Here is a 20,159-nt window from a genome sequence, read left to right as displayed (position 1 = left end):
ACGATAAGTTTAAAATTAAAGTAAGGGTAAAGGAAAACCGCTCTGTTCATTTGGGCGGCAATTAAATAAGATTAACCACTAAATCGTTACTAAAGACAGGTGGACTGCTCCAATGGAAAGCACCGAGAAAAGGATTATTAAGATTTTCTTGATGATCAGAATATTCATTAATATAGACAAAGTGCCTCTCAAGCAGATCCTTCGAAATCGATTGCCGGAAAAGTTCTCCGAATAAGGTAGTTTTCTCTGGTCAAGACAGATGTAACAAAGGAGATGCCGAAGTATTCGTTCCAAATGCCGTATTCAATCCTTCCGTTTAAAAGAGCCTCCTAAGGCTCTTCTGCTAGATTTTAGATTTTGCAGCTGCGGACTGCATATTGGTGTAAACATCAAAAAACATGGCCGAGCCAAGCGATAAACCATAATTCAAGGTTTCCTTTTCCATCACATTGTGATACGTATCGGAAGGACCCTTTAACATTGGAGGACTACCTCCCTGCTTGTTGATAAAGCAGTTGTCGCTTGAAGGAGTGGCATAATTAAGAATTATCGATTTGTATCTTTCAATGAACAAATCTTAGGGCTCTTTTTAGATACGGCCGTACATATAAATTTTTAGAAGATTGCCATGACTTATAAAAAGCATATTTCGCAAAGCAACGACTTACTTGACCGATTTTCGTCGGCTTTTGCGGGCCTGAAAAGTCATTCCAATCTTCCCAGCGGCACCACCCCGTTCATTTGGGCCATTGCGGTTCTCATCATCGTCATCTTCTCGGCTTTCTATTTCAACGTCCGTGCAAATAACGAAACCATTCTCAGAACTAATCTGATGAAGAGCACGGCAAAGGTTGCCGATAACATCGAAATGAGAATGCGGGGCATCTCTGCCTCCATGGCCCGCATGATCGAAAAAATGGAGCTGGACGGTATCAACCCCGCCGTTGTAAATAAGTATGGCAGAGAAATCATCTCGTCGAGCCCCGAAGTTATTCTGCTTCGTGTCATTGAACCGAGCGGCAAAGGCCTGGAGTCTGTTGTAAATCCTCGGCTTGGCAGAAGCGATCTTCGTCAATATAACTATCTGGATTATCCGCAGGTCGTCCGCGATGCGATCGGAGACGCCTTCCTCTCTAACCGCGTTTCTTACTCTTCTTTCTGGTTTACGCCCGGCGACATTTCTTCGCCTTCTGTCGTCATCATTTATCCCTTTGCCATCGGCGAAAAAACATATGCTCTCCTCGCCAGACTGTCGTTGAACAAACTTTTGGAAGTTTCAACTCCTCAGTCGCTGCTTTCCGATTACGAATTCTCGTTCCTTCACGGAACAAAAGAAATTGCCGGCCGAGCTGCCTACAACCCGCCGGATGACTACACCATCCCGAGTTACGTACGCGCAGCTGACCCGCTGCCGCCTTCCATTCAGTTGTACGGCTGCAACGTTCTTGAAAGCCCGATGATCTTTGCCAGCCCGCTGATTTATTGGCTGGGCGCTCTGATGCTGTTTCTGCTTCTATCACTCTTTTTCCTCAACCGCGAAATGCGCAGGAATCAGTCTGATCTTGAACGCGCATTAAAAGAACTGGAACTTCGCCGCTCCATCGAAGATTCCATGAACCTGGCTTTAATCATCACCGACTTGGACAACAAGATCGTCTATACAAACGGTCAAACTGAGGAAATTACCGGTTACTCCGAAGAAGAACTTTTGGGCAAGACACCGCCTTATCCCTTCTGGGGAGACGGATCTGAACTTCCATCACAACTGCTGAAAGACTGTCCTCATGAAGAACCCGATAAGCCGTACCGCTTTGACCTGACGATCCGCCGCAAAAATGATGAAACGCTTGAAGCGCTGATGCTGGCGATGCCTTTCTACTCGGCATACAACGAACATATCGGCTGGATTTATATGATCCAGGACAACACTGTCGAGACTCAGTCCATGAACCTCACGAACGACTCTATCGCTTCCTACGAAAGACTTCTGAACTCTGTCTTGTCTTGTATTTCCGCCGTGATGCAGAAACCGACCGGGAGTATGTTAGGTATTCACAATAACCACTACACGGAACAGCTGGGAAATACCGCCGACGGTCACTTAGAGATTTCCAAGGCGTTTAAAGAACCGTTCGATCCGCAAGGCAATCGCCAAGGAGAGGTTTGGGTCGACTCTCTTGGCCGCTGGTTCTCCGTAGCAGAAGCCAGAGTGACACTTCCGGGCGGCTCTCACGTCACCCTTCAGTCTGCCCTCGACATCACTAAGAGAAAAATCAATGAGCAGGAATTCGAAGAGCAGACCAGTAAGATGGAAAACTCTTCGCGCCTCATTACGCTCGGCGAGATGGCCTCTACGATTACGCACGAAATCAATCAGCCGCTCACCGCGATTACCGCTTATGCCAATACAGCGCTGGAAGTGATTGACAGGGCGCCGGGAGTAAACAAGGCTCAGGTGCTGGAGATCTATCGAAAGATTGCCAATCAGGCTGCGCGCATCGACAAAATTATTAAGAACATCAGAGCGTTTGCTAAACGCCGCCCGACAACATTGGAGTGTGTGTCTTTGAATAGCGTATTCTCCGACACAATGGAGCTCGGACGTCTGATCGAGAAGAAATATGCCGGTGTCCAGGTGGTTTACGAGCTGCCTGCTGTCGTTCCTGATGTAATTTGCGATCCCGTCCAGATCATGCAGATTCTCATGAATCTTATTCGTAATGCTGCTGAGGCTATTTTGGAACACGGCAGTGAGGACAAAACCATCACGGTCAGTGCTAAGGTCGGCGCTAAAGACGTTGAATTGTCTGTCGGCGATCACGGCCCCGGAATCAGCGATACGATGAAAGCAAGCCTGTTCACACCCTTCTTTTCTACTAAGAAGAACGGCCTCGGCCTAGGTCTGAGTACTTGCCAGACAATAGCAGAGTCTCATAACTCGAGGCTCCGTGTAAGAGACAACGAAGGCGGCGGCACTGTATTTTTCTTCGACCTGAAGATTTGTTTCACGAAAGATTCCGGGGCTCAGAAACAAAAATAATTGTGTTTCAATTTAAAGAGATACGCCTTCTGTACTATCCAGGGGTGTGATTAAGATATATAATATCTTCACGTGATACAAGATATCTCAGTTAGCGATTCTTATCATCCTATAGATTAAGATAATGGATTGCTTGTAAGAATATATTAATTAGAAAGGCACATGATGATTCAGATGACCTCGAAACCCTACACTCAGGAATCTCCGGATACCGCAGGTGTTGTGTATATCGTTGAAGACGACGAAGCCGTACGTGATTCTCTCAAGTGGCTTCTCGAAGCTTCCAGCTACCGCGTTGAACTTTTCGAAAGCGGTGAAATGTTCCTCGCCAAATTCGATCCGAACGCTATCGCCGTTCTCGTCCTTGACGTCAGAATGCCGGGCATGAGCGGTTTGGAAGTTCAGGAACACCTTATCGCCAGAAAGTGCGATATTCCTATTATCTTTATCTCCGGTCACGGCGACGTTTCTATGGCAGTCTCTACCTTGAAGAAGGGGGCGGTTGACTTCATTGAAAAACCCTTTGACCAGGCCGCCCTGCGTTCTTTAATCGAAAGAATGCTGCAGGAAGCCCGTCAGCGTAAAGCCAAGGCTGAACAGCGCTCCTTGAACGACGCTCTTCTGAGCAAACTGACTCCCAGAGAGCAGCACGTTCTTGAAAGAATTGTGAGCGGTCGTCTGAATAAGCAAATCGCCGCAGACTTGGGTATTTCCATTAAGACCGTTGAAGCCCACCGCGCTTCCATTATGGATAAAACCAATTCCGGCACCGTTGCAGATCTGATGCGCGTCGTGATGAATGCAAACAGACCTCCTGTCAAAGACTCCGGATCTATGAGATAGTCTTTTAGACAGCGTCACAAAGGAAGGCACTCCGCCTTCCTTTTCTTTTTGCGGCCTCTTCTCGGCCGAAGATCTTTTGTTACTCGTTTTTGTGGGCAAAGGTTTTAGGCTCTGTGAATATCCTTACAATGGATCGATCTTACTTACTCTTTTCATAACAATGAACGCAAAAATAATTGATGGAAAAGCACTCGCACAATCCGTTCGAGCAGGCTTGAAGGAAAAAGTAGAACAATTCAAATTAAGTTCGAGGGCACCCGGACTGACGGTCATTCTTGTCGGTGATAATCCGGCAAGCCAGGTTTACGTCCGCAACAAGATCAAAGCCTGCACCGATGTCGGCATTACCTCTAAATTGGAAAAGCTTCCTGCTGAAACTTCAGAAGCGGAGTTATTAGCACTTTTGGAGAAACTCAATGCCGACGATTCCGTGGATGGAATCCTTGTACAGCTTCCCCTGCCCCGTCATATCAACGAGCAAAAAGTCATTGAGACTATCCGCGCGGACAAAGACGTCGACGGCTTCCATGTTGCCAATGTCGGCTCTGTTGTTACAGGCATCGGCGGTTTCCGCAGCTGCACGCCATACGGCGTCATCAAAATGCTGGAATCCGTGGACTATCCTCTCACCGGCGCCCACGCTTTGGTCATCGGCAGAAGCAATATTGTCGGGAAACCCATGGCGATTATGCTGCTTGAGAAAAATGCGACTGTCACCGTCGCTCACAGCAAAACGAAGAATTTGAAAGAACTCGCACTCCAGGCCGATGTCATCGTCGCTGCCGTAGGAAAAGAAAAAGTCGTCACGGCTGATATGGTTAAACCCGGCGCCGCCGTGATTGATGTCGGTATGAATCGCAATGCCGAAGGAAAACTTTGCGGAGATGTTGACACCGAAGAAGTCGCCAAAGTTGCAGGCTATATTTCTCCGGTTCCCGGCGGTGTCGGACCGATGACCATCGCAATGCTTCTCTCTAATACGGTTGAAGCTTATGAAAAGCGTCTGCAAAAAATATCTCGGTAAGGAATCTATACATGTCTGATTTAATTAACATCCTGAGCATCATTGACGATAAGACCCAGCTGATCAATTTTCCCAAGCTTGATCCGAACAGCTTTAAACCGGCGGTGCTTGCACTGATTCAACGTCTGAAAGACACCGTAGCTTCAGTAAAAGCTTCCGATAAAGAACCGACTTGGGACACCTTAGTTACGCCGATTGAAGATGCTTCTGAAAATCTCTCCTATGTTTGGTCGGTTGTCGAACATTTGAACAGCGTGGCCGATACGCCCGAGTTGAGAGCTACGATTAATGAACTTCTTCCTCCGATTTCCGAAGTATTCAGCGAACTCGGTATGGATGAGGAACTCTATGCAAAGTACAAAGCCTTGAAAGCCGAGAAAGCTTTTGAGAAATTCTCCTCAACCCGTCAGAGAATCATTAACAAAGAGTTAGAAGGCTTTGTTCTCTCCGGCGCCGAATTAGATGACGCCGGCAAGAAGAAGATGGCCGAGATCAATCGAGAGGAAGCCGAACTTTCTCAGAAGTTCTCTGAAAATCTTCTCGACTGCACTAATGAATTTGCGCTTTACCTCCCGGAAGACACAGATGAGCTCAAAGGTGTCCCTGAGGCCGAACTGCATCTCTATGCCCAGCAGGCAGCCGCCGAAGGCGCCAAAGGCTACAAGGTCACCTTGCATATGCCGAATTATCTGCCGATCATGCAGTACGCAGAAAATCGAAAGCTTCGTGAGAAGATGTATCATGCATACGTGACTCGCGCCTCTGAGTTCTCACCTGCCGGCAAAGACAATCTGCCGATCATTAATCGTCTGCTCGAACTGCGGGTCGAAGACGCTCATCTTCTCGGCTATAAAAATTTTGCCGAAGTCTCCTTGGTTCGGAAAATGGCCGAGTCTCCCGAACAGGTCGTTTCTTTCCTACGCGAGCTAGCTGCCAAAGCCAAACCGGCAGCAGAAAAAGAAATGGAAGAGCTCATTGATTACGGCAGGAACCAACTCGGCATCAAGGACGTCCAAACTTGGGATCTTTCCTTCATCAGTGAAAAACTCCGTGAAGCAAAGTTCTCTTACTCTGAAAATGAAGTAAAGCAATACTTCACGGAACCCGCTGTTCTTAAAGGAATGTTCGGACTCGTCGAGAAGATGTTCTCGATCAAAATCAAAGAAAAAAAAACGCCCGTCTGGAACGATGACGTCAAATTCTTTGTCATTGAAGACAAGGAAGGCAAAGAAATCGCTGGATTCTACATGGATCTTTATGCCCGCAGCGGAAAGAGAGGCGGCGCATGGATGAACGATCAGATCTCCCGCCGAGAGGTCAACGGAAAAATTCAAAAACCGATTGCCTACCTCGTCTGCAACTTTGCCGCACCGGTCGGAGACAATCCTTCCCTTCTGACGTTAAGAGACGTCGAAACGATTTTCCACGAATTCGGCCACGGACTTCATCATATGCTGACTCGCCAGACAGAATTGGCCGTTTCCGGCATCAGCGGTGTGGAGTGGGATGCGGTTGAAATGCCGAGCCAATTCATGGAGAACTTCGTTTTGAATTGGGATGTGATGCAGACCATAACGCACCATGTCAAAACCGGCAAGACTATGCCGCGCGAACTCTTCGACAAACTGGTGGCTGCCAAGAACTACGGCGCCGGAATGGCAAACGTTCGTCAAATCGAATTTGCCCTCTTCGACATGCTCCTTCATATGGACACCCATCCGGAAAAGGACACGGTCAACAAGATCTTGAACGAAGTCAGAAAAGAAGTCGCTGTCGTATTCCCGCCTGAATACAACCGTTTTGCCAACTCCTTCTCGCACATCTTTGCAGGCGGCTATGCGGCAGGCTACTACAGCTACAAGTGGGCTGAAGTGCTGTCTGCAGACGCCTTCTCGCTGTTCCAGGAAAAAGGCATTTTCAATCCTGTGGTCGGAAACAAATGGCTGGACGAAGTTCTCTCCCGCGGCGGCAGCCGTCCTGCAATGGAAAGCTTCGTTGCATTCCGCGGCCGTAAACCTTCGGTCGACGCCCTCCTCCGCCAATACGGACTTGTGGAGTCCAAATGAGCATCACGATTACTACTTGGAACGTCAATTCCCTGAAGGTTCGTCAGCCGCAGGTTTTAGACTTCCTGAAGGAGACTGAAAACAGCATTCTCTGTCTTCAGGAACTCAAGATGCAGGAGGCAGACATCGACGCTAGCGCCTTCAAAGAAATCGGATACACGCTGGATGCATTCGGCCAGAAAACCTACAACGGCGTAGCCACGATCCTTCGTGATCCGCTGACTTTTCTTCCGGACGAGGAAGTTCGCAACATCCCCGGTTTTGAAGATCCGCAGAGCCGTCTCTTAGGCACAACGGTGCGGGTCGGCAGCGAAAGGCTCCGCGTCATCAACGGATACTTCCCGAACGGGGAAACGGTTGAGAGCGAAAAGTTCCCTTATAAACTTTCTTGGCTGGAAGCCTTAGCCGAATGGCTCCCGAGCCAGTTAGAGCAATACCCCAACCTCGTTTTGCTCGGCGACTTTAATATCGCTCCGGAAGACAGAGATGTTTGGGATCCGGAATCCTGGGCCGAATCCGTGCTTTGCACACCAAAGGCCAGAGAAGCTTTTCAGCGTCTTATCGATCTCGGATTAACGGATTCCTTCCGCGCTTTTGAACAGCCGGAAAAATCCTATTCCTGGTGGGACTATCGAATGATGGCTTTCAGAAGGAATCGCGGCCTTCGCATCGATCACATTTTGATTTCCAAGGCTCTTGTCAGCAAGAACCTTGGCGTTAAAATCCACAAGAAAGTTAGAGGAAATGAGCGCCCGAGTGATCACGCACCCGTGACACTAACGCTCGATCTTTAATTCCTGAGCCGGCTGTATCGCCGGCTTCCTTTTTAGCTCTCTGGCGCGAAGCTGACCGCACCCTCCGTCAACATCTTGAGCTGCAGAATCACGGAATTTAAGCAGTATTCCGTTAGCCCGGCATGCTTCCTTAATTCTTTCGATCTGCTCTGCCGACGGGCGCTTATAGGGACTGCCTTCAACAGCGTTGACGGGAATCATGTTGAGGATGGCCTGCCGCGACCACAGCGGAGCGAGCGCTTCAATTTCATCAACTCCGTCGTTGACGCCGTTAATCAAAGTCCACTGATATTGGATCGGATATTTCCCAACCTCTGCGTACTTTGCGCCGAACTCTAATATTTCCTTGACAGTCAGCTCCGCAGCTCGGGGCAACAGACTTCTGCGCTTCTCATCCATTGCGCTGTGCAGAGAAATTGCCAGAGCCGGTTTGATTTGGGATTCCATTAAGGCTTTGAAGAGTCTTTTATCGCCGACGGTAGAGATAACAACTTCTTTATATCCGATGCCGGAATACCGAACGATATGTTCAACCGCAGAAAAAACGGAACGAAGATTATGAGAAGGCTCGCCCATACCCATCAAAACTACCTTCTTAACAGGCGCATTCCTCATGGCGTATTGAACTTGCCCGGCAACCTCCAAGTCAGTTAGCTGACGTATGAGACCGCTTTTGCCGGTCATACAAAAGACACACCCGACTGCGCATCCGACTTGCGTAGAAACACAAACGCCCTCTCGCGGAAGAAGAACACATTCGATCAGCTGACCGTCGGAAGCTTTAAGAACCCAGCGCGTTCCGGTCTCGGATTCTGCCTTTTCCTGAGCAGTTAATTGATTGGCTAAGTATTCCTCCATTTGAGGCAATATCGCCTCGGTGGCAGCAGGCAAGCGCACCTTACTGCGGTTCAGAGGTTTGCCGGAATACCAATTGCGCCAAAAGCGTTCGATGTGAACGCTTTTGCAGCCGGCTTGGATAAGTTGTTGTTCAATGTCAGCGATCTTCATAGAAGCAAATATTATCAAGCTCGTCAGTCTTCGCTTTCAAGTTTGAGCTCGGCGATTTTGCGTGTAATTGTATTTCGGCCGATACCAAGTCTTGTTGCAGCGTCGACACGCCTTCCGTGCGTATATTCAAGCGCGGTTCCGATCACAATGCTTTCGAAGGTATCGGCAAGCTGCTTCATAAGATCTGGAGACTGATTTTTCAGCATCTCTTTGACCTCTCCTTTGAGCAGTTCCTCCCAGCTTCCGCCTGCAGGTGTGCTGCCGGAAACCTCGCCGTTTTTATGAACTTTTTCCGCTTCACCGTTGCGAACTTCCTCAGGAAGATCCGTCACTCGGATATGCTGGGAAGGTGCCATCACGACAAGCCAATTGCAGAGATTTTCTAATTGACGAACATTGCCGGGAAACGGGAAACGCTTCAAAAACTCCATCGCCTCTTCGGACATGAGCTTGGGTTCGACACCAAGATTCTCCGCTGACTTCTGAAGAAAATGATTGACCAAAAGCGGAATGTCTTCGGGTCTTTCCCTTAAGGGCGGCAAACGCAGACGAATGACATTGAGTCTGTGATACAAGTCCTCGCGGAACCGATTTTCCCGAACCATCGCCTCGAGATTTTGGTGCGTTGCCGCAATGATTCTGACGTTGGCTTTTAGAGACTGATGTCCGCCGACGCGATAGTAATAACCATCGGACAATACTCTCAGGAGCCTGGTCTGGAGTTCAGCAGGCATATCACCGATTTCGTCCAGAAACAGCGTGCCGCCTTCGGCTTGTTCGAAGCGTCCGTGACGAATCGCGCTGGCGCCGGTAAACGCCCCCTTCTCATGACCGAAGAGTTCGGTTTCCATTAAGTCTTTCGGAATTGCCGCCATATTGATCGCGACAAACGGGGCATTGGAGCGCGGGCTGTGTTTATGAAGCGCTCGAGCTACAACTTCCTTGCCGGCGCCGGATTCTCCGGTCAAAAGGACGGTTGCCTTGCTTTGAGACAAACGTCCGATAGCGCGGAAGACTTCCTGCATGGCTGGCGCCTTACCGATGATTTCGGAAGCAGTCTCTTCAGCAGGAGTCTGTTCTTCTTCCTCACTCTCTTCCGTTGCACGCCGTACGAGTTCAATCGCTTTATCGATGTCGAAAGGTTTGGGAAGATATTCGAACGCACCGCCTTGGAAACTTGCCACGGCACTGTCCAGATCCGAATAGGCCGTCATGATGATGATCGGAAGTTTTGGGTAGGACTTCTTAATTTCGGCGAGCATTTCCAAGCCGCTTTTGCCCGGCATATGAATGTCACTTAAAATCAGGGCGGGCTGTTCTTTCTTGATCGCCTGCAGCACAGACTCGGCTTCACTAAAAGTTTTGCAGGGAATATCTGCCTTTTGAAGTGCTTTTTCTAATACCCATCTGATGGAACGATCATCGTCCACGATCCAAACATTTTTCATAACGATAAGGGAAACAAGATGCTGAAATCGGTACGGCCGGCTTCACTGCTGACCGAGATACTGCCGCCGTGCTGTTCAACGAAAGTCTGAACCAATGAGAGTCCGAGGCCGCTCCCCTGTTCTTTTCCGCTGACCAGCGGATAAAAAATACTGTCAGCCAGTTCTTTGGGTATGCCTTCTCCGTTGTCGATCACATGGATATTTAATGCCGTGCGGCAAAAACTTTGACCGACCTGAACATGATGGACAACACGGGTTTTAAGCGTGATACAGGCCGTACCCTGTGCTATTTGCTCGGATAAAGCTTCAGCGGCATTGCGCATTAGGTTCAAGGAAATTTGTGTCAGCTGACCTCTGTCGGCCATCATTTCAGGTACACTGATGTCATAATCGCGAACAACCTTCAACCCTTCCGGGAATTCCGACTGCACTAGAAGGCGAACACGTTCCAGGATTTCGTGAACATTGGTTGGCACAGGATGATAAAGCTGACGGTAAGGCGCGAGGATCTTATCGACAAGATGCTGGAGACGGTCGGCTTCACTAATGATCACTTCGGTAAATTCTTTATTTTCCGGATCGTGAAGCTCCCCTTCCAAGAGCTGTGCTGCGCCTCGAATCCCTCCGAGAGGATTCTTAATTTCATGAGCGAGATTTCTCAGCAGGCGCCGAGTATTTTCAGACAACTCATTCATATGACGTTCTCGCGTCATTTGAAGGGTCTTATCTGCCGGCACAATCTCGGCCAAGAGAATATTTTCGTCATCCGGGAAAGGATGAATGGTGACTAGAACCGGAATCAGTTCTGCCGGAGGACGCAGGAAATGGTCTAGTTCGTTCGGAACCAAAAATGAAGGCTCGGGATGCGCACGGTAATTTGCGAGCCATTCATCCGACGAATTCAGGTAATACTGAAGTTTTCTTTCTTTTAGAAGTTTGAGCGACTGCCCGGATAGAAATTGAGCCGCGGTATTGGCGTAAAGAATATCGCCTTCTTTATTACATGCAAAAAGACCGAGCCTGAGGAGATCGAAACTTTCTAAACGCTTAGCATCAAAACTCACGACATCCTCCGCTCGGTCATTTTGCTGTCTTTACTCAGACAGCCTCAAATTACTCTACTAGCTCGAATAGTACATGTCGTATTCTTCAGGTGTCACCGCCATCTGAGTACGTACGACTTCTTCATGCTTGAGTGCAATGTAAGAGGTGATCAGATCTTCGCTGAAGACTCCGCCGGCCGTCAGGAATTCATGGTCGGCAGCCAAAGCTTCCAAGGCCTGTTCCAAAGAAGAACATACGGTCGGGATCTTAGCGTTTTCTTCCGGAGGCAGATCATAGAGGTTCTTGTCAGCAGCTTCGCCCGGATGAATCTTGTTCTGGATACCGTCCAAACCGGCCATCAGCAAAGCAGAGAAAGCCAAATAAGGGTTGGCCATCGGATCGGGGAAGCGAACTTCAACGCGACGTGCCTTATCACTGGAAACGAACGGAATACGCAGAGAAGCAGAACGGTTACGGGCGGAGTAAGCAAGTTTCACAGGAGCTTCAAAACCCGGGACTAAACGACGATAGCTGTTCGTCGTCGGATTCGTAATCGCGTTCAAAGCACGAGCGTGTTTGATGACGCCGCCGATGTAATAGAGAGCCGTATCAGAAAGCCCTGCGTAGCCGTTGCCGGCGAAGATATTCTTGCCGTCTTTCCAAATAGACTGATGAACGTGCATACCTGAGCCGTTGTCGCCGACAACAGGTTTCGGCATAAAGGTTGCAGTCATGCCGTAGGCTGCTGCCACATTCCAAACCGTGTATTTAAGAATCTGAGTCCAGTCAGCGCGTTTGGTCAGTGTGCTGAACAGCGTACCGATTTCGCACTGGCCGCAGCCGCCGACTTCATGATGATGAACTTCAACGGGAACGCCCTGTTCTTCAAGAAGTTCGCACATCTGAGAGCGGACATTGTAGAGAGAGTCAACCGGAGGAACTGGGAAATAACCGCCTTTGACAGTAGGACGATGGCCGCTGTTGGCGCCGTTCATATCCTTGCCGTTGCTCCAATAGCCTTCTTCACTTTCGATTTTGAAAAAGCTGTGATTCATTGTGGTGCCCCAGCTAACACCGTTAAAAATGAAGAATTCCGGTTCAGGTCCGAAGTAAGCATTATCGCCGATACCGGTGCTCTTTAAGTAAGCTTCAGCACGATTGGCAACGCTGCGAGGGTCGCGATCGTATCCCTTGCCGGTAGAAGGCTCAACAACGTTGCAGGTCAGGATCATTGTCGGAATATCTTCGTCGGCGAACGGGTCCATACGGGCGCTGTCCGGATCCGGCATCAGCAGCATATCGCTGGCCTCAATGCCTTTCCATCCAGCGATGGAAGAACCGTCGAAAGCGTGACCTTCTTCAAACTTGTCTTCATCAAAAGCAGAAACCGGTACGGAAACGTGCTGTTCTTTGCCTTTGAAATCAGTGAAGCGCAAATCAACAAATTTGACGTTGTTGTCCACAAGCATCTGCATGATTTCAGCGCTGGTCTTAGCCATGGATATCTCCTTAGTAAATTTGGACGTAGCAATCAAAAAATATGTTCAACAAAGCTTATGCAAATTTCGTGCCAATTTTCGACATGCACGAAATCATGCATTCTCAAAGAGCCTCAGTAAGCAATCGCAAAAACTTTTGTAATAATGCACCTTTTTAGTGCAAAAAGGAACAATTTAGGGATTTTTTTTTATTGATTTTTGATCCGCAATAGAACATTGCGGCGAAATGGTGCATTTCTTCCGAGTGAAACAATTAGCGGCCGAAATCGGCCGCATAGTTTGATGTCGTACGCTGAGATCCTGTCAAAGAAAAGCTTCAAGCACCTCGTTCAAGAAAAGCCAGCCCTTCTCTGTCGTTTTGATTCTCTTGAGATGGTCGCAGACAAGACCTTTTTCTCGAAGTTCCGTCCAAATCGACTCAATAACATCGAAATCGAGGCCGGTCCTCTCGGTGTAAAAATCGAAGGGCACGCCCTCTCTCAGCCGAAGCGCATTAAGCATGAATTCAAATGGCAAATCTTCCGGATCAATGAGTTTCCGCTCGGCGATTTGAGTCTGATGTTCTTTAAACGATAAAAGCCATCGGGCCGGATCGCGATAGTTATAAAAACGCTCCGGACGTCCTTGAATGGTTATTTTTCCGTGGGCACCGGGACCGACGGCAAAATAATCTCCGAACTCCCAATAGTTAAGGTTATGCCTGCAGCGGTACTCTCCTTTGGCATAGGCAGACACTTCATAGTGATCAAAACCGCGGGCTGCGGTTTTATCCCTGACCAAATCGGACATATCTGAAAGCACATCGTCATCAGGAATCCCTTTGGGCGGAAATTTGGCAAAATAGGTGTTCGGCTCCAGGGTCAGCTGATAGCAGGACAAATGCGTCGATCCGAAAGAAAACGCGGTTTCCAGCTCTTCGTCCAGTTCCTGAATAGTCTGGCCGGGAAGCCCGAACATTAAATCCAGGTTGAAGTTCTCAAAGATCTTTCCGGCGCTTTCTGCAGCCCGCCTGGCTTCCTGCGAGTTGTGAACCCGGCCTAAAGCCCTCAATTTAGCGTCATCAAAACTTTGAATTCCGATCGAAAGCCGGTTGACACCGGCCTCCCTGAAGTCTTTAAATTTCTGTTCCTCAAAAGTGCTGGGGTTGGCTTCCAGCGTAATTTCGATGTTTTCGTGGAACGGAATATTGTTGTCGGCCGCTTCAATGATTCTGCCGATGGTTTCCGGCGCCATCAGAGAAGGAGTGCCGCCCCCGAAAAATATACTCTTCAGCTTTCTTCTCTGGACACGGGCGCCCTGCTCTTTGAGCCCTTCAATGATGGCAACCTCATAGAGTGCTTCCGGCGCCGGCCCTCTCAAGCCGTGAGAATTAAAGTCGCAGTAAGGACATTTTTTTAGGCACCACGGCCAGTGAATATATAAAGAAAGCGGAAGTTCTTTCAATTTACCAATTCCAACGTTCGGTTAATAAAGTGCGCATTTTTCTCATGGCTTTGCCGCGATGGCTGACGGCATTCTTTTCTTCGGCCGTCATCTGAGCAGCGGTCTTTCCGTCCGGCGTCACGATAAAGAAAGGATCGTATCCGAAGCCGCCCTCGCCTTTCGGTTCATAACCGATCGTGCCGTTCCAAAAATCAATCGCGATCAGCGGCTCGGGATCGTTTTCATCACGGATGGCGACAATAACGCAGGTGTAATGAGCGTTACGATTGTCTTTGTCTTCAAGTTCTTTAATCAGTTTTGCGTTATTTGCAGCATCTGAGCTCGGCTCGCCGGCAAAACGTGCACTCAGTACGCCGGGCGCGCCTTTTAAGGCATCCGAGCAAATTCCCGAGTCATCGGCAATGGCCGGAAGACCGGAATGCTTCGCTGCCCATCTGGCTTTTGCCAGCGCATTTTCCACAAAGGTACCGAAAGGCTCTTCTGCAGAAGGGATTCCCAAAGAACCTTGAGAAATCACTTCGGCACTCATCGGAGCAAGAAGCTCCTGCATTTCTTTCATTTTCTTTTTGTTATTGCTGGCGAGAACAATTTTCTTAGACATGTCTTTTTACTCCTCGGCAAGAGCTGCTCTCTGAGCTGCAAACAGCTGCTTCAGGCCGTCTTCAGCCAGCTTGAGCAAAGCATCGAGGTCTTCCCGACTAAAGGGTTCTCCTTCAGCGGTTCCCTGCAGTTCAACAAATTTTCCTGCGTCTGTCATCACGACATTCATATCCGTATCACTTAAATGATCTTCGTCGTAGTCGAAATCAGCAACTGGAACACCTTCATAAATACCAACTGAAAGTGCAGCGACTTGTCCTTTGAGCGGAGATTTTTCCAAGGAGCCGTTTTTAATGAGCCAATTGACGGCATCAGCGAGTGCCACATATGCACCGGTAATCGAAGCGCATCTTGTACCGCCGTCTGCCTGGGTCACATCGCAGTCAATTTCGATCATTCTCTCGCCGAGTGCTTCCATGTCCACCACTGCGCGCAGAGATCTTCCGATCAGACGCTGGATTTCCTGTGTGCGGCCGCTTTGCTTTCCTTTGGCGGCTTCTCGGTCCGTGCGAGTACCGGTAGCGCGCGGCAGCATTCCGTACTCCGCAGTCACCCAGCCTTTTCCCTGATCTTTGAGCCAGCCCGGGACCTTTTCTTCAACCGAAGCGGTGCAAATGACCTTGGTACCTCCGACTTCAATTAAAACGGAGCCTTCGGCGTATTTTGTGTAGTGACGTGTGATCTTTATCGGGCGCAGTTCGTCTGCTTTGCGGCCGCTGGGACGGCTCCAAGTTTCTTCTGTCATTCATATCTCCTTCAACAATGTTCTGTCATTCTAATGAAGGCAGATTCGTAAACCATAATTTCCACCCGATCCGAACCTTGTGGAAGTTAGAGCCGGCTTCAAGGAAGGTAAAATACGGCGGCAGAAAGACCGTGCAATCCAGTTCAATCAAGCGCGGCAGAGAAGGAGTTTTGAATGAGTAATATTTCGAGTATGACGGGTTACGCGAATGCCAAAGTCCAGACCGACATGGGCTTGCTGAGCATCGACATGAGAAGCGTTAACTCTCGTTTTTTAGACTTAAGTTTCCGCGCTTCCGAAGAAATTCGTTTCCTCGAACCGAAATTCAGAGAGATCATCTCCGGCAAAATCGCCCGCGGCAAGATGGAATGCCGCTTGAATTTAGTGGATTCCGGCTTATCGGCGGATACAGCCTTAAATGAAGAAGCCCTCAACAAGCTTATGGCTCTTCAGACGCAGGTCTTAAAGACAGACCCCTCCGCCACAGCCCTGCGCGTCGCCGACATTCTGAATTATCCCGGCATCGTCGCCGCTCCGGTCCCCGATCCCGAAGTCTTCGCAAAGCAAGTGCTGACAGGCTTTGAACAGTGCCTCGCTGCATTTAACGAAAGCCGACAGCGTGAAGGCGCTGCTTTAGCTCAGGTTCTGCTCAAATACTGCACACAGATTGAAGACCTCGTCAATACGCTTCGTCCTAAGATTCCTGAAATTCTTCAGGCGCAAAAGGACAAACTCACCGAAAGACTTGAAGAAGCATTAGGCACCACGCTGGCAGACGGCGCTCAGATCACCAAAGAAGAAGTCAATGAACGCATCCGTCAGGAAATCACGCTTTACGGCATCAAGCTTGATGTCAACGAAGAGATGGAAAGACTGTGCACCCACGTCAAAGAAGTGAGAAGAACACTGGATCGCGGCGGTCCCGTCGGCCGTAAACTTGACTTCCTAATGCAGGAACTCAACCGTGAAGCCAATACGCTCGGCAGCAAAGCCGTTTCAATTTCGATGACGGACACGTCCGTCAATCTGAAGCTCGTGATTGAATCGATGCGCGAGCAAATTCAGAACCTCGAATAATTTTTCTTTTTCTGATAATCGAAGGGGCGCCCATCGGCGCCCCTTCTTGTTTCTTTAGCAGTTCAAATGATTAGTTCTTGCTGCGGTCGATATGACGGTGAGCAGAGATGAACGGCATCATGGAGCGCAGGCGAGCACCGACGACTTCAATCGGATGAGCGGCCGTCTGAGCACGGATGGAGCGAAGCATCGGAGCGCCGACTTGGTTTTCAAGGAGGAAGTTCTTAGCGTAAGAACCGTCCTGAATGTCGCTCAGAGCTTTCCTCATCGCAGCGCGAGCCTGGTCGGAAACAACCTTTGGACCGGTGACGTAGCCGCCGAACTCAGCGTTGTTGGAGATGGAGTAGTTCATATCTGCCAAGCCGCCTTCGTAGATCAGGTCAACGATCAGCTTCATTTCATGGCAGCATTCGAAGTAAGCCATTTCAGGAGCGTAGCCGGCTTCAACCAGGGTTTCGAAGCCCATCTTGATCAGTTCGGCAATACCGCCGCACAGAACGCACTGTTCGCCGAACAAGTCGGTTTCGGTTTCTTCTTTGAAGGTGGTTTCAATGATGCCGGCCTTGCCTGCGCCGTTGGCAGCAGCGTAAGACATGGCGACTTCACGGGCTTTACCGGATTTGTCCTGGTAAACAGCGATCAGCTGAGGAACACCCGAACCTTCGGTATAGGTGCGGCGAACGGTATGGCCGGGAGCCTTCGGGGCAACCATCCAAACGTCAAGGTCGGCTCTCGGAGTGACCTGACCGTAGTGAATGTTGAAGCCGTGGGCAAAAGCCAAAGCAGCGCCTTCTTTCAGGTTCGGTTCGATTTGTTTTTTGTAGACCTCGGCGATCTTTTCGTCAGGAAGAAGGATCATCACAACATCTGCGTCTTTTGTCGCATCTTCGATTGTGGCTACCTTCAGACCGGCAGCTTCGACTTTCTTCCAGGAAGCGCCGTCTTTGCGGACACCGACAACGACGTCAACGCCGGAATCATGAAGATTCTGTGCGTGAGCGTGGCCCTGGGAGCCGTAACCGATGATAGCGACTTTCTTTCCTTTGATTAAAGAAAGGTCGCAGTCTTTGTCGTAATAAACTTTCATTTTAATTTTCCTCAAGTTATGAAGGTTGGAACAATAAATTAGAGGTGGAGCATTCGATCTCCGCGGCCGATGCCGCAGGAACCGGTGCGAACCATTTCAAGGATGCATTCCTTATCAACTGCTTTGAGAAAGGCATCCAGTTTGTCGGAATTACCGGTTAATTCAATGGTGTAGGTTTTATCCGTCACATCAATAATGCGTCCGCGGAAAATGTCGTTCAAACGTTTCATTTCCTCGCGATCCTTGCCGACAGCACGAACCTTGACAAGCATGAGTTCGCGTTCTGCGTACTCGCCTTCCGTCAAATCAACGACTTTAATAACTTCGATTAAGCGGTTGAGGTGCTTGGTAATTTGTTCGATGATTTCCGTGCTTCCCGGGCTGACAATGGTCATACGGGAAACCGTCGGATCTTCGGTCGGTGCAACGGTCAAAGATTCAATGTTGTAGCCTCGAGCGGAGAACAATCCGACCACGCGGGAAAGTGCTCCCGGCTCGTTTTCCAAAAGAATAGATAGAACGTGTCGATTCATCTGATTTTCTCCGAGCCTAAGATCATTTCCGTCAGTCCGCGTCCGGCTTTCACCATCGGCCAAACGTTTTCGGTCGGATCCACATGGAAATCAAGGAAGACGAGTTTGTCTTTGTATTTGCCGAAAGCATCCTTCAGGGCTTGTTCGACGTCTTCAGGACGATCGACCACAATACCGACGTGGCCGTAGGCTTCTGCCAGGGTCTTAAAATCCGGTGTCACTTCCATGTGAGAATGGGAGTAACGGCGGTCATATTCAAGTTCCTGCCACTGACGAACCATACCGAGATAGTTGTTGTTGAGCAGGATGATCTTAGGTGCTATGCCGAGCTGTTTAGCGGTAGCCAATTCCTGAATGTTCATCTGAATGGAACCGTCGCCTGTGATGCACACCACCGGTTTATCGGGATGAGCAACGCAGGCACCGATCGCATAAGGCAGGCCCACACCCATCGTGCCCAAGCCGCCGGAAGTCAGCCAATGGCGAGGCTTACGGAACTTAAGGAATTGGGCGCACCACATCTGATGCTGACCGACGTCGGTCGCCACGATCATATCGTCACCGCCGACTTCCTGCAGCTTCTGAAGAACATACTGAGGCTTAATCACCGTATCGCTGTTTTCGTAGTGAAGGCAGTCTTTTTCACGCCATCCGTTGATTCTGTTTTGCCACGCGGCAAGCTTTTCAGGATCGGGACGCTTGTCGGTGGTTTCGAGCAGATTGAGCATGTCGGCGATGACTTCTTTCACGTCGCCGACAATCGGGATATCGACTTTCACGCGTTTGGAAATCGTGGACGGATCGATATCAATATGAATAATCTTGCGCCCGGGCTGTGCAAAGTTGGACGGCAAGCCGACAACGCGGTCGTCGAATCTGGAACCGATTGCGATCAGAACGTCGCAGTTCTGCATCGCCATGTTAGCTTCGTAGGTTCCGTGCATGCCCACCATGCCGAGGAACTTTTTATCGTCGGATGGCATGGCACCCAACCCCATCAATGTTGAATTGACGGGAATGCCGAGTTCAAAAGCTAAACGCTGGAGCAGTTCGCTCGCATTGGCAGAAACGATGCCTCCGCCGATATGGATCAAAGGACGTTCAGCCGAGAGAATTAATTGCAGTGCCTTTTTGATCTGGCCCAAATGGCCCTTCGTCAAAGGTTTGTAAGAACGAAGTTCCATGTTTTCCGGATATTGATATTCGCAGATCGCTGCGGAAACATCCTTCGGAATGTCGATCAAGACAGGGCCGGGACGGCCGGTTTTAGCAATATAAAAAGCTTTCTTAATCGTCTTGGCTAAGTCTTTTACATCTTTCACCAAGAAATTGTGTTTGACACAAGGACGAGAGATACCAACGATATCCACTTCTTGGAAAGCATCCTGACCGATCGCGAGGGTATTGACCTGACCGGTAAAAATAACCATCGGAATGCTGTCGGCATAGGCGGTCGCGATGCCGGTAACGGCGTTAGTAGCGCCGGGTCCGCTGGTGACCAAGGCTACGCCGACTTTATTAGATGCTCTGGAGTAGGCATCTGCAGCATGAGCTGCACCTTGTTCGTGTCGAACAAGAATGTGTTTGAATTTATCCTGCTTATAGATCGCGTCAAAAATATTCAGCACGCTGCCGCCGGGATAACCGAAAACGTATTCAACGCCTTCTTCGGCAAGCGCGCGTACAAGTATCTCTGACCCGTTCAGACGTTCTGCGGGTTTAGACCCTTCTTGAGATTTCATTAGGAAATATCCTTTCAAAGTCCACGGGAAATTGATTGGAGGCGAACACTCTGCTTGTGACGGAGGCCCGCATGTTCTAATACCGACGCCGGCTCATTCTTGCGGAATGGTTGGGTTCAGTTTTTTTATTCTTCTTGTAGAAGACTCTTCCAATATAGCGCAATAA

At 49.3% G+C, this 20,159-nt stretch carries 17 protein-coding genes; 6 read left to right on the top strand and 11 right to left on the bottom strand.

Annotated elements, in window-relative coordinates; translation table 11 throughout:
* Window positions 1–343: 343 nt before the first annotated feature.
* Entirely contained in the window at window positions 344–481 is a 138-nt protein-coding gene (locus tag ACZND6_RS06900; RefSeq protein ID WP_293737629.1) for a hypothetical protein, read from the bottom strand.
* A 147-nt stretch (window positions 482–628) separates the two neighbouring features.
* Here ACZND6_RS06900 and ACZND6_RS06895 point away from each other — a divergent pair, with 147 nt between their 5' ends.
* The 5 genes from ACZND6_RS06895 to xth all read left to right on the top strand — a co-directional run bounded on the left by ACZND6_RS06895 (window position 629) and on the right by xth (window position 7,767).
* The gene (locus ACZND6_RS06895) at window positions 629–3,040 is read left to right on the top strand and encodes a PAS domain-containing sensor histidine kinase (RefSeq protein ID WP_293737630.1); all 2,412 of its coding nucleotides are present in this window, start codon (window positions 629–631) and stop codon (window positions 3,038–3,040) included.
* A gap of 174 nt (window positions 3,041–3,214) precedes the next feature.
* Window positions 3,215–3,883, top strand: coding sequence for a response regulator transcription factor (locus ACZND6_RS06890; protein WP_008812055.1), 669 nt, complete (start codon window positions 3,215–3,217; stop codon window positions 3,881–3,883).
* Window positions 3,884–4,043: 160 nt separating this feature from the next.
* Window positions 4,044–4,907 (top strand): bifunctional methylenetetrahydrofolate dehydrogenase/methenyltetrahydrofolate cyclohydrolase FolD, encoded by an 864-nt coding sequence (folD, locus tag ACZND6_RS06885; protein ID WP_300876601.1) that lies wholly within the window; start codon window positions 4,044–4,046, stop codon window positions 4,905–4,907.
* A gap of 11 nt (window positions 4,908–4,918) precedes the next feature.
* The gene (locus ACZND6_RS06880) at window positions 4,919–6,973 is read left to right on the top strand and encodes a M3 family metallopeptidase (protein ID WP_300876598.1); all 2,055 of its coding nucleotides are present in this window, start codon (window positions 4,919–4,921) and stop codon (window positions 6,971–6,973) included.
* Complete coding sequence (gene xth, locus ACZND6_RS06875; protein WP_300876595.1) at window positions 6,970–7,767, top strand: exodeoxyribonuclease III; 798 nt, start codon at window positions 6,970–6,972, stop codon at window positions 7,765–7,767. Before ACZND6_RS06880 ends, xth begins: the two co-directional genes overlap by 4 nt.
* Here xth and ACZND6_RS06870 read toward each other — a convergent pair.
* From ACZND6_RS06870 to rph, 7 genes are all read right to left on the bottom strand, one after another.
* Entirely contained in the window at window positions 7,750–8,775 is a 1,026-nt protein-coding gene (locus ACZND6_RS06870) for a radical SAM protein (RefSeq protein ID WP_300876592.1), read from the bottom strand. The two genes, xth and ACZND6_RS06870, sit on opposite strands and share 18 nt — an antisense overlap.
* Before the next feature lie 23 nt (window positions 8,776–8,798).
* Complete coding sequence (gene ntrC / locus ACZND6_RS06865) at window positions 8,799–10,223, bottom strand: nitrogen regulation protein NR(I) (protein WP_008812050.1); 1,425 nt, start codon at window positions 10,221–10,223, stop codon at window positions 8,799–8,801.
* Entirely contained in the window at window positions 10,220–11,287 is a 1,068-nt protein-coding gene (gene glnL, locus ACZND6_RS06860; protein WP_293737286.1) for a nitrogen regulation protein NR(II), read from the bottom strand. The genes ntrC and glnL overlap by 4 nt, the downstream gene beginning before the upstream one ends.
* 57 nt (window positions 11,288–11,344) lie before the next feature.
* Complete coding sequence (gene glnA, locus ACZND6_RS06855; RefSeq protein WP_008812048.1) at window positions 11,345–12,766, bottom strand: type I glutamate--ammonia ligase; 1,422 nt, start codon at window positions 12,764–12,766, stop codon at window positions 11,345–11,347.
* Window positions 12,767–13,069: 303 nt separating this feature from the next.
* Window positions 13,070–14,209, bottom strand: a complete 1,140-nt coding sequence (hemW, locus tag ACZND6_RS06850; RefSeq protein WP_293737287.1) for a radical SAM family heme chaperone HemW — start codon at window positions 14,207–14,209, stop codon at window positions 13,070–13,072.
* Between the two features lies 1 nt (window position 14,210).
* Complete coding sequence (rdgB, locus tag ACZND6_RS06845) at window positions 14,211–14,810, bottom strand: RdgB/HAM1 family non-canonical purine NTP pyrophosphatase (RefSeq protein ID WP_300876587.1); 600 nt, start codon at window positions 14,808–14,810, stop codon at window positions 14,211–14,213.
* A 6-nt stretch (window positions 14,811–14,816) separates the two neighbouring features.
* The gene (rph, locus tag ACZND6_RS06840) at window positions 14,817–15,554 is read right to left on the bottom strand and encodes a ribonuclease PH (protein WP_418805530.1); all 738 of its coding nucleotides are present in this window, start codon (window positions 15,552–15,554) and stop codon (window positions 14,817–14,819) included.
* 174 nt (window positions 15,555–15,728) lie between these two features.
* Between rph and ACZND6_RS06835 the strand changes: the two genes are divergently transcribed.
* The gene (locus tag ACZND6_RS06835) at window positions 15,729–16,631 is read left to right on the top strand and encodes a YicC/YloC family endoribonuclease (protein WP_008812044.1); all 903 of its coding nucleotides are present in this window, start codon (window positions 15,729–15,731) and stop codon (window positions 16,629–16,631) included.
* 70 nt (window positions 16,632–16,701) lie between these two features.
* On the opposite strand, the gene ilvC is transcribed toward ACZND6_RS06835, so the two are convergent.
* The 3 genes from ilvC to ilvB are packed head-to-tail and all read right to left on the bottom strand — an operon-like array spanning window position 16,702 to window position 19,993.
* Complete coding sequence (ilvC, locus tag ACZND6_RS06830; protein WP_008812043.1) at window positions 16,702–17,718, bottom strand: ketol-acid reductoisomerase; 1,017 nt, start codon at window positions 17,716–17,718, stop codon at window positions 16,702–16,704.
* Between the two features lie 38 nt (window positions 17,719–17,756).
* Window positions 17,757–18,251, bottom strand: coding sequence for an acetolactate synthase small subunit (ilvN, locus tag ACZND6_RS06825; protein WP_008863271.1), 495 nt, complete (start codon window positions 18,249–18,251; stop codon window positions 17,757–17,759).
* Complete coding sequence (ilvB, locus tag ACZND6_RS06820; RefSeq protein ID WP_489524486.1) at window positions 18,248–19,993, bottom strand: biosynthetic-type acetolactate synthase large subunit; 1,746 nt, start codon at window positions 19,991–19,993, stop codon at window positions 18,248–18,250. The genes ilvN and ilvB overlap by 4 nt, the downstream gene beginning before the upstream one ends.
* Between the last annotated feature and the right edge of the window lie 166 nt (window positions 19,994–20,159).

The organism is Parasutterella sp. (assembly GCF_057870745.1).
Note: the sequence above shows the minus strand (reverse complement) of the source record. Positions and strands in the feature narration are given on the sequence as shown.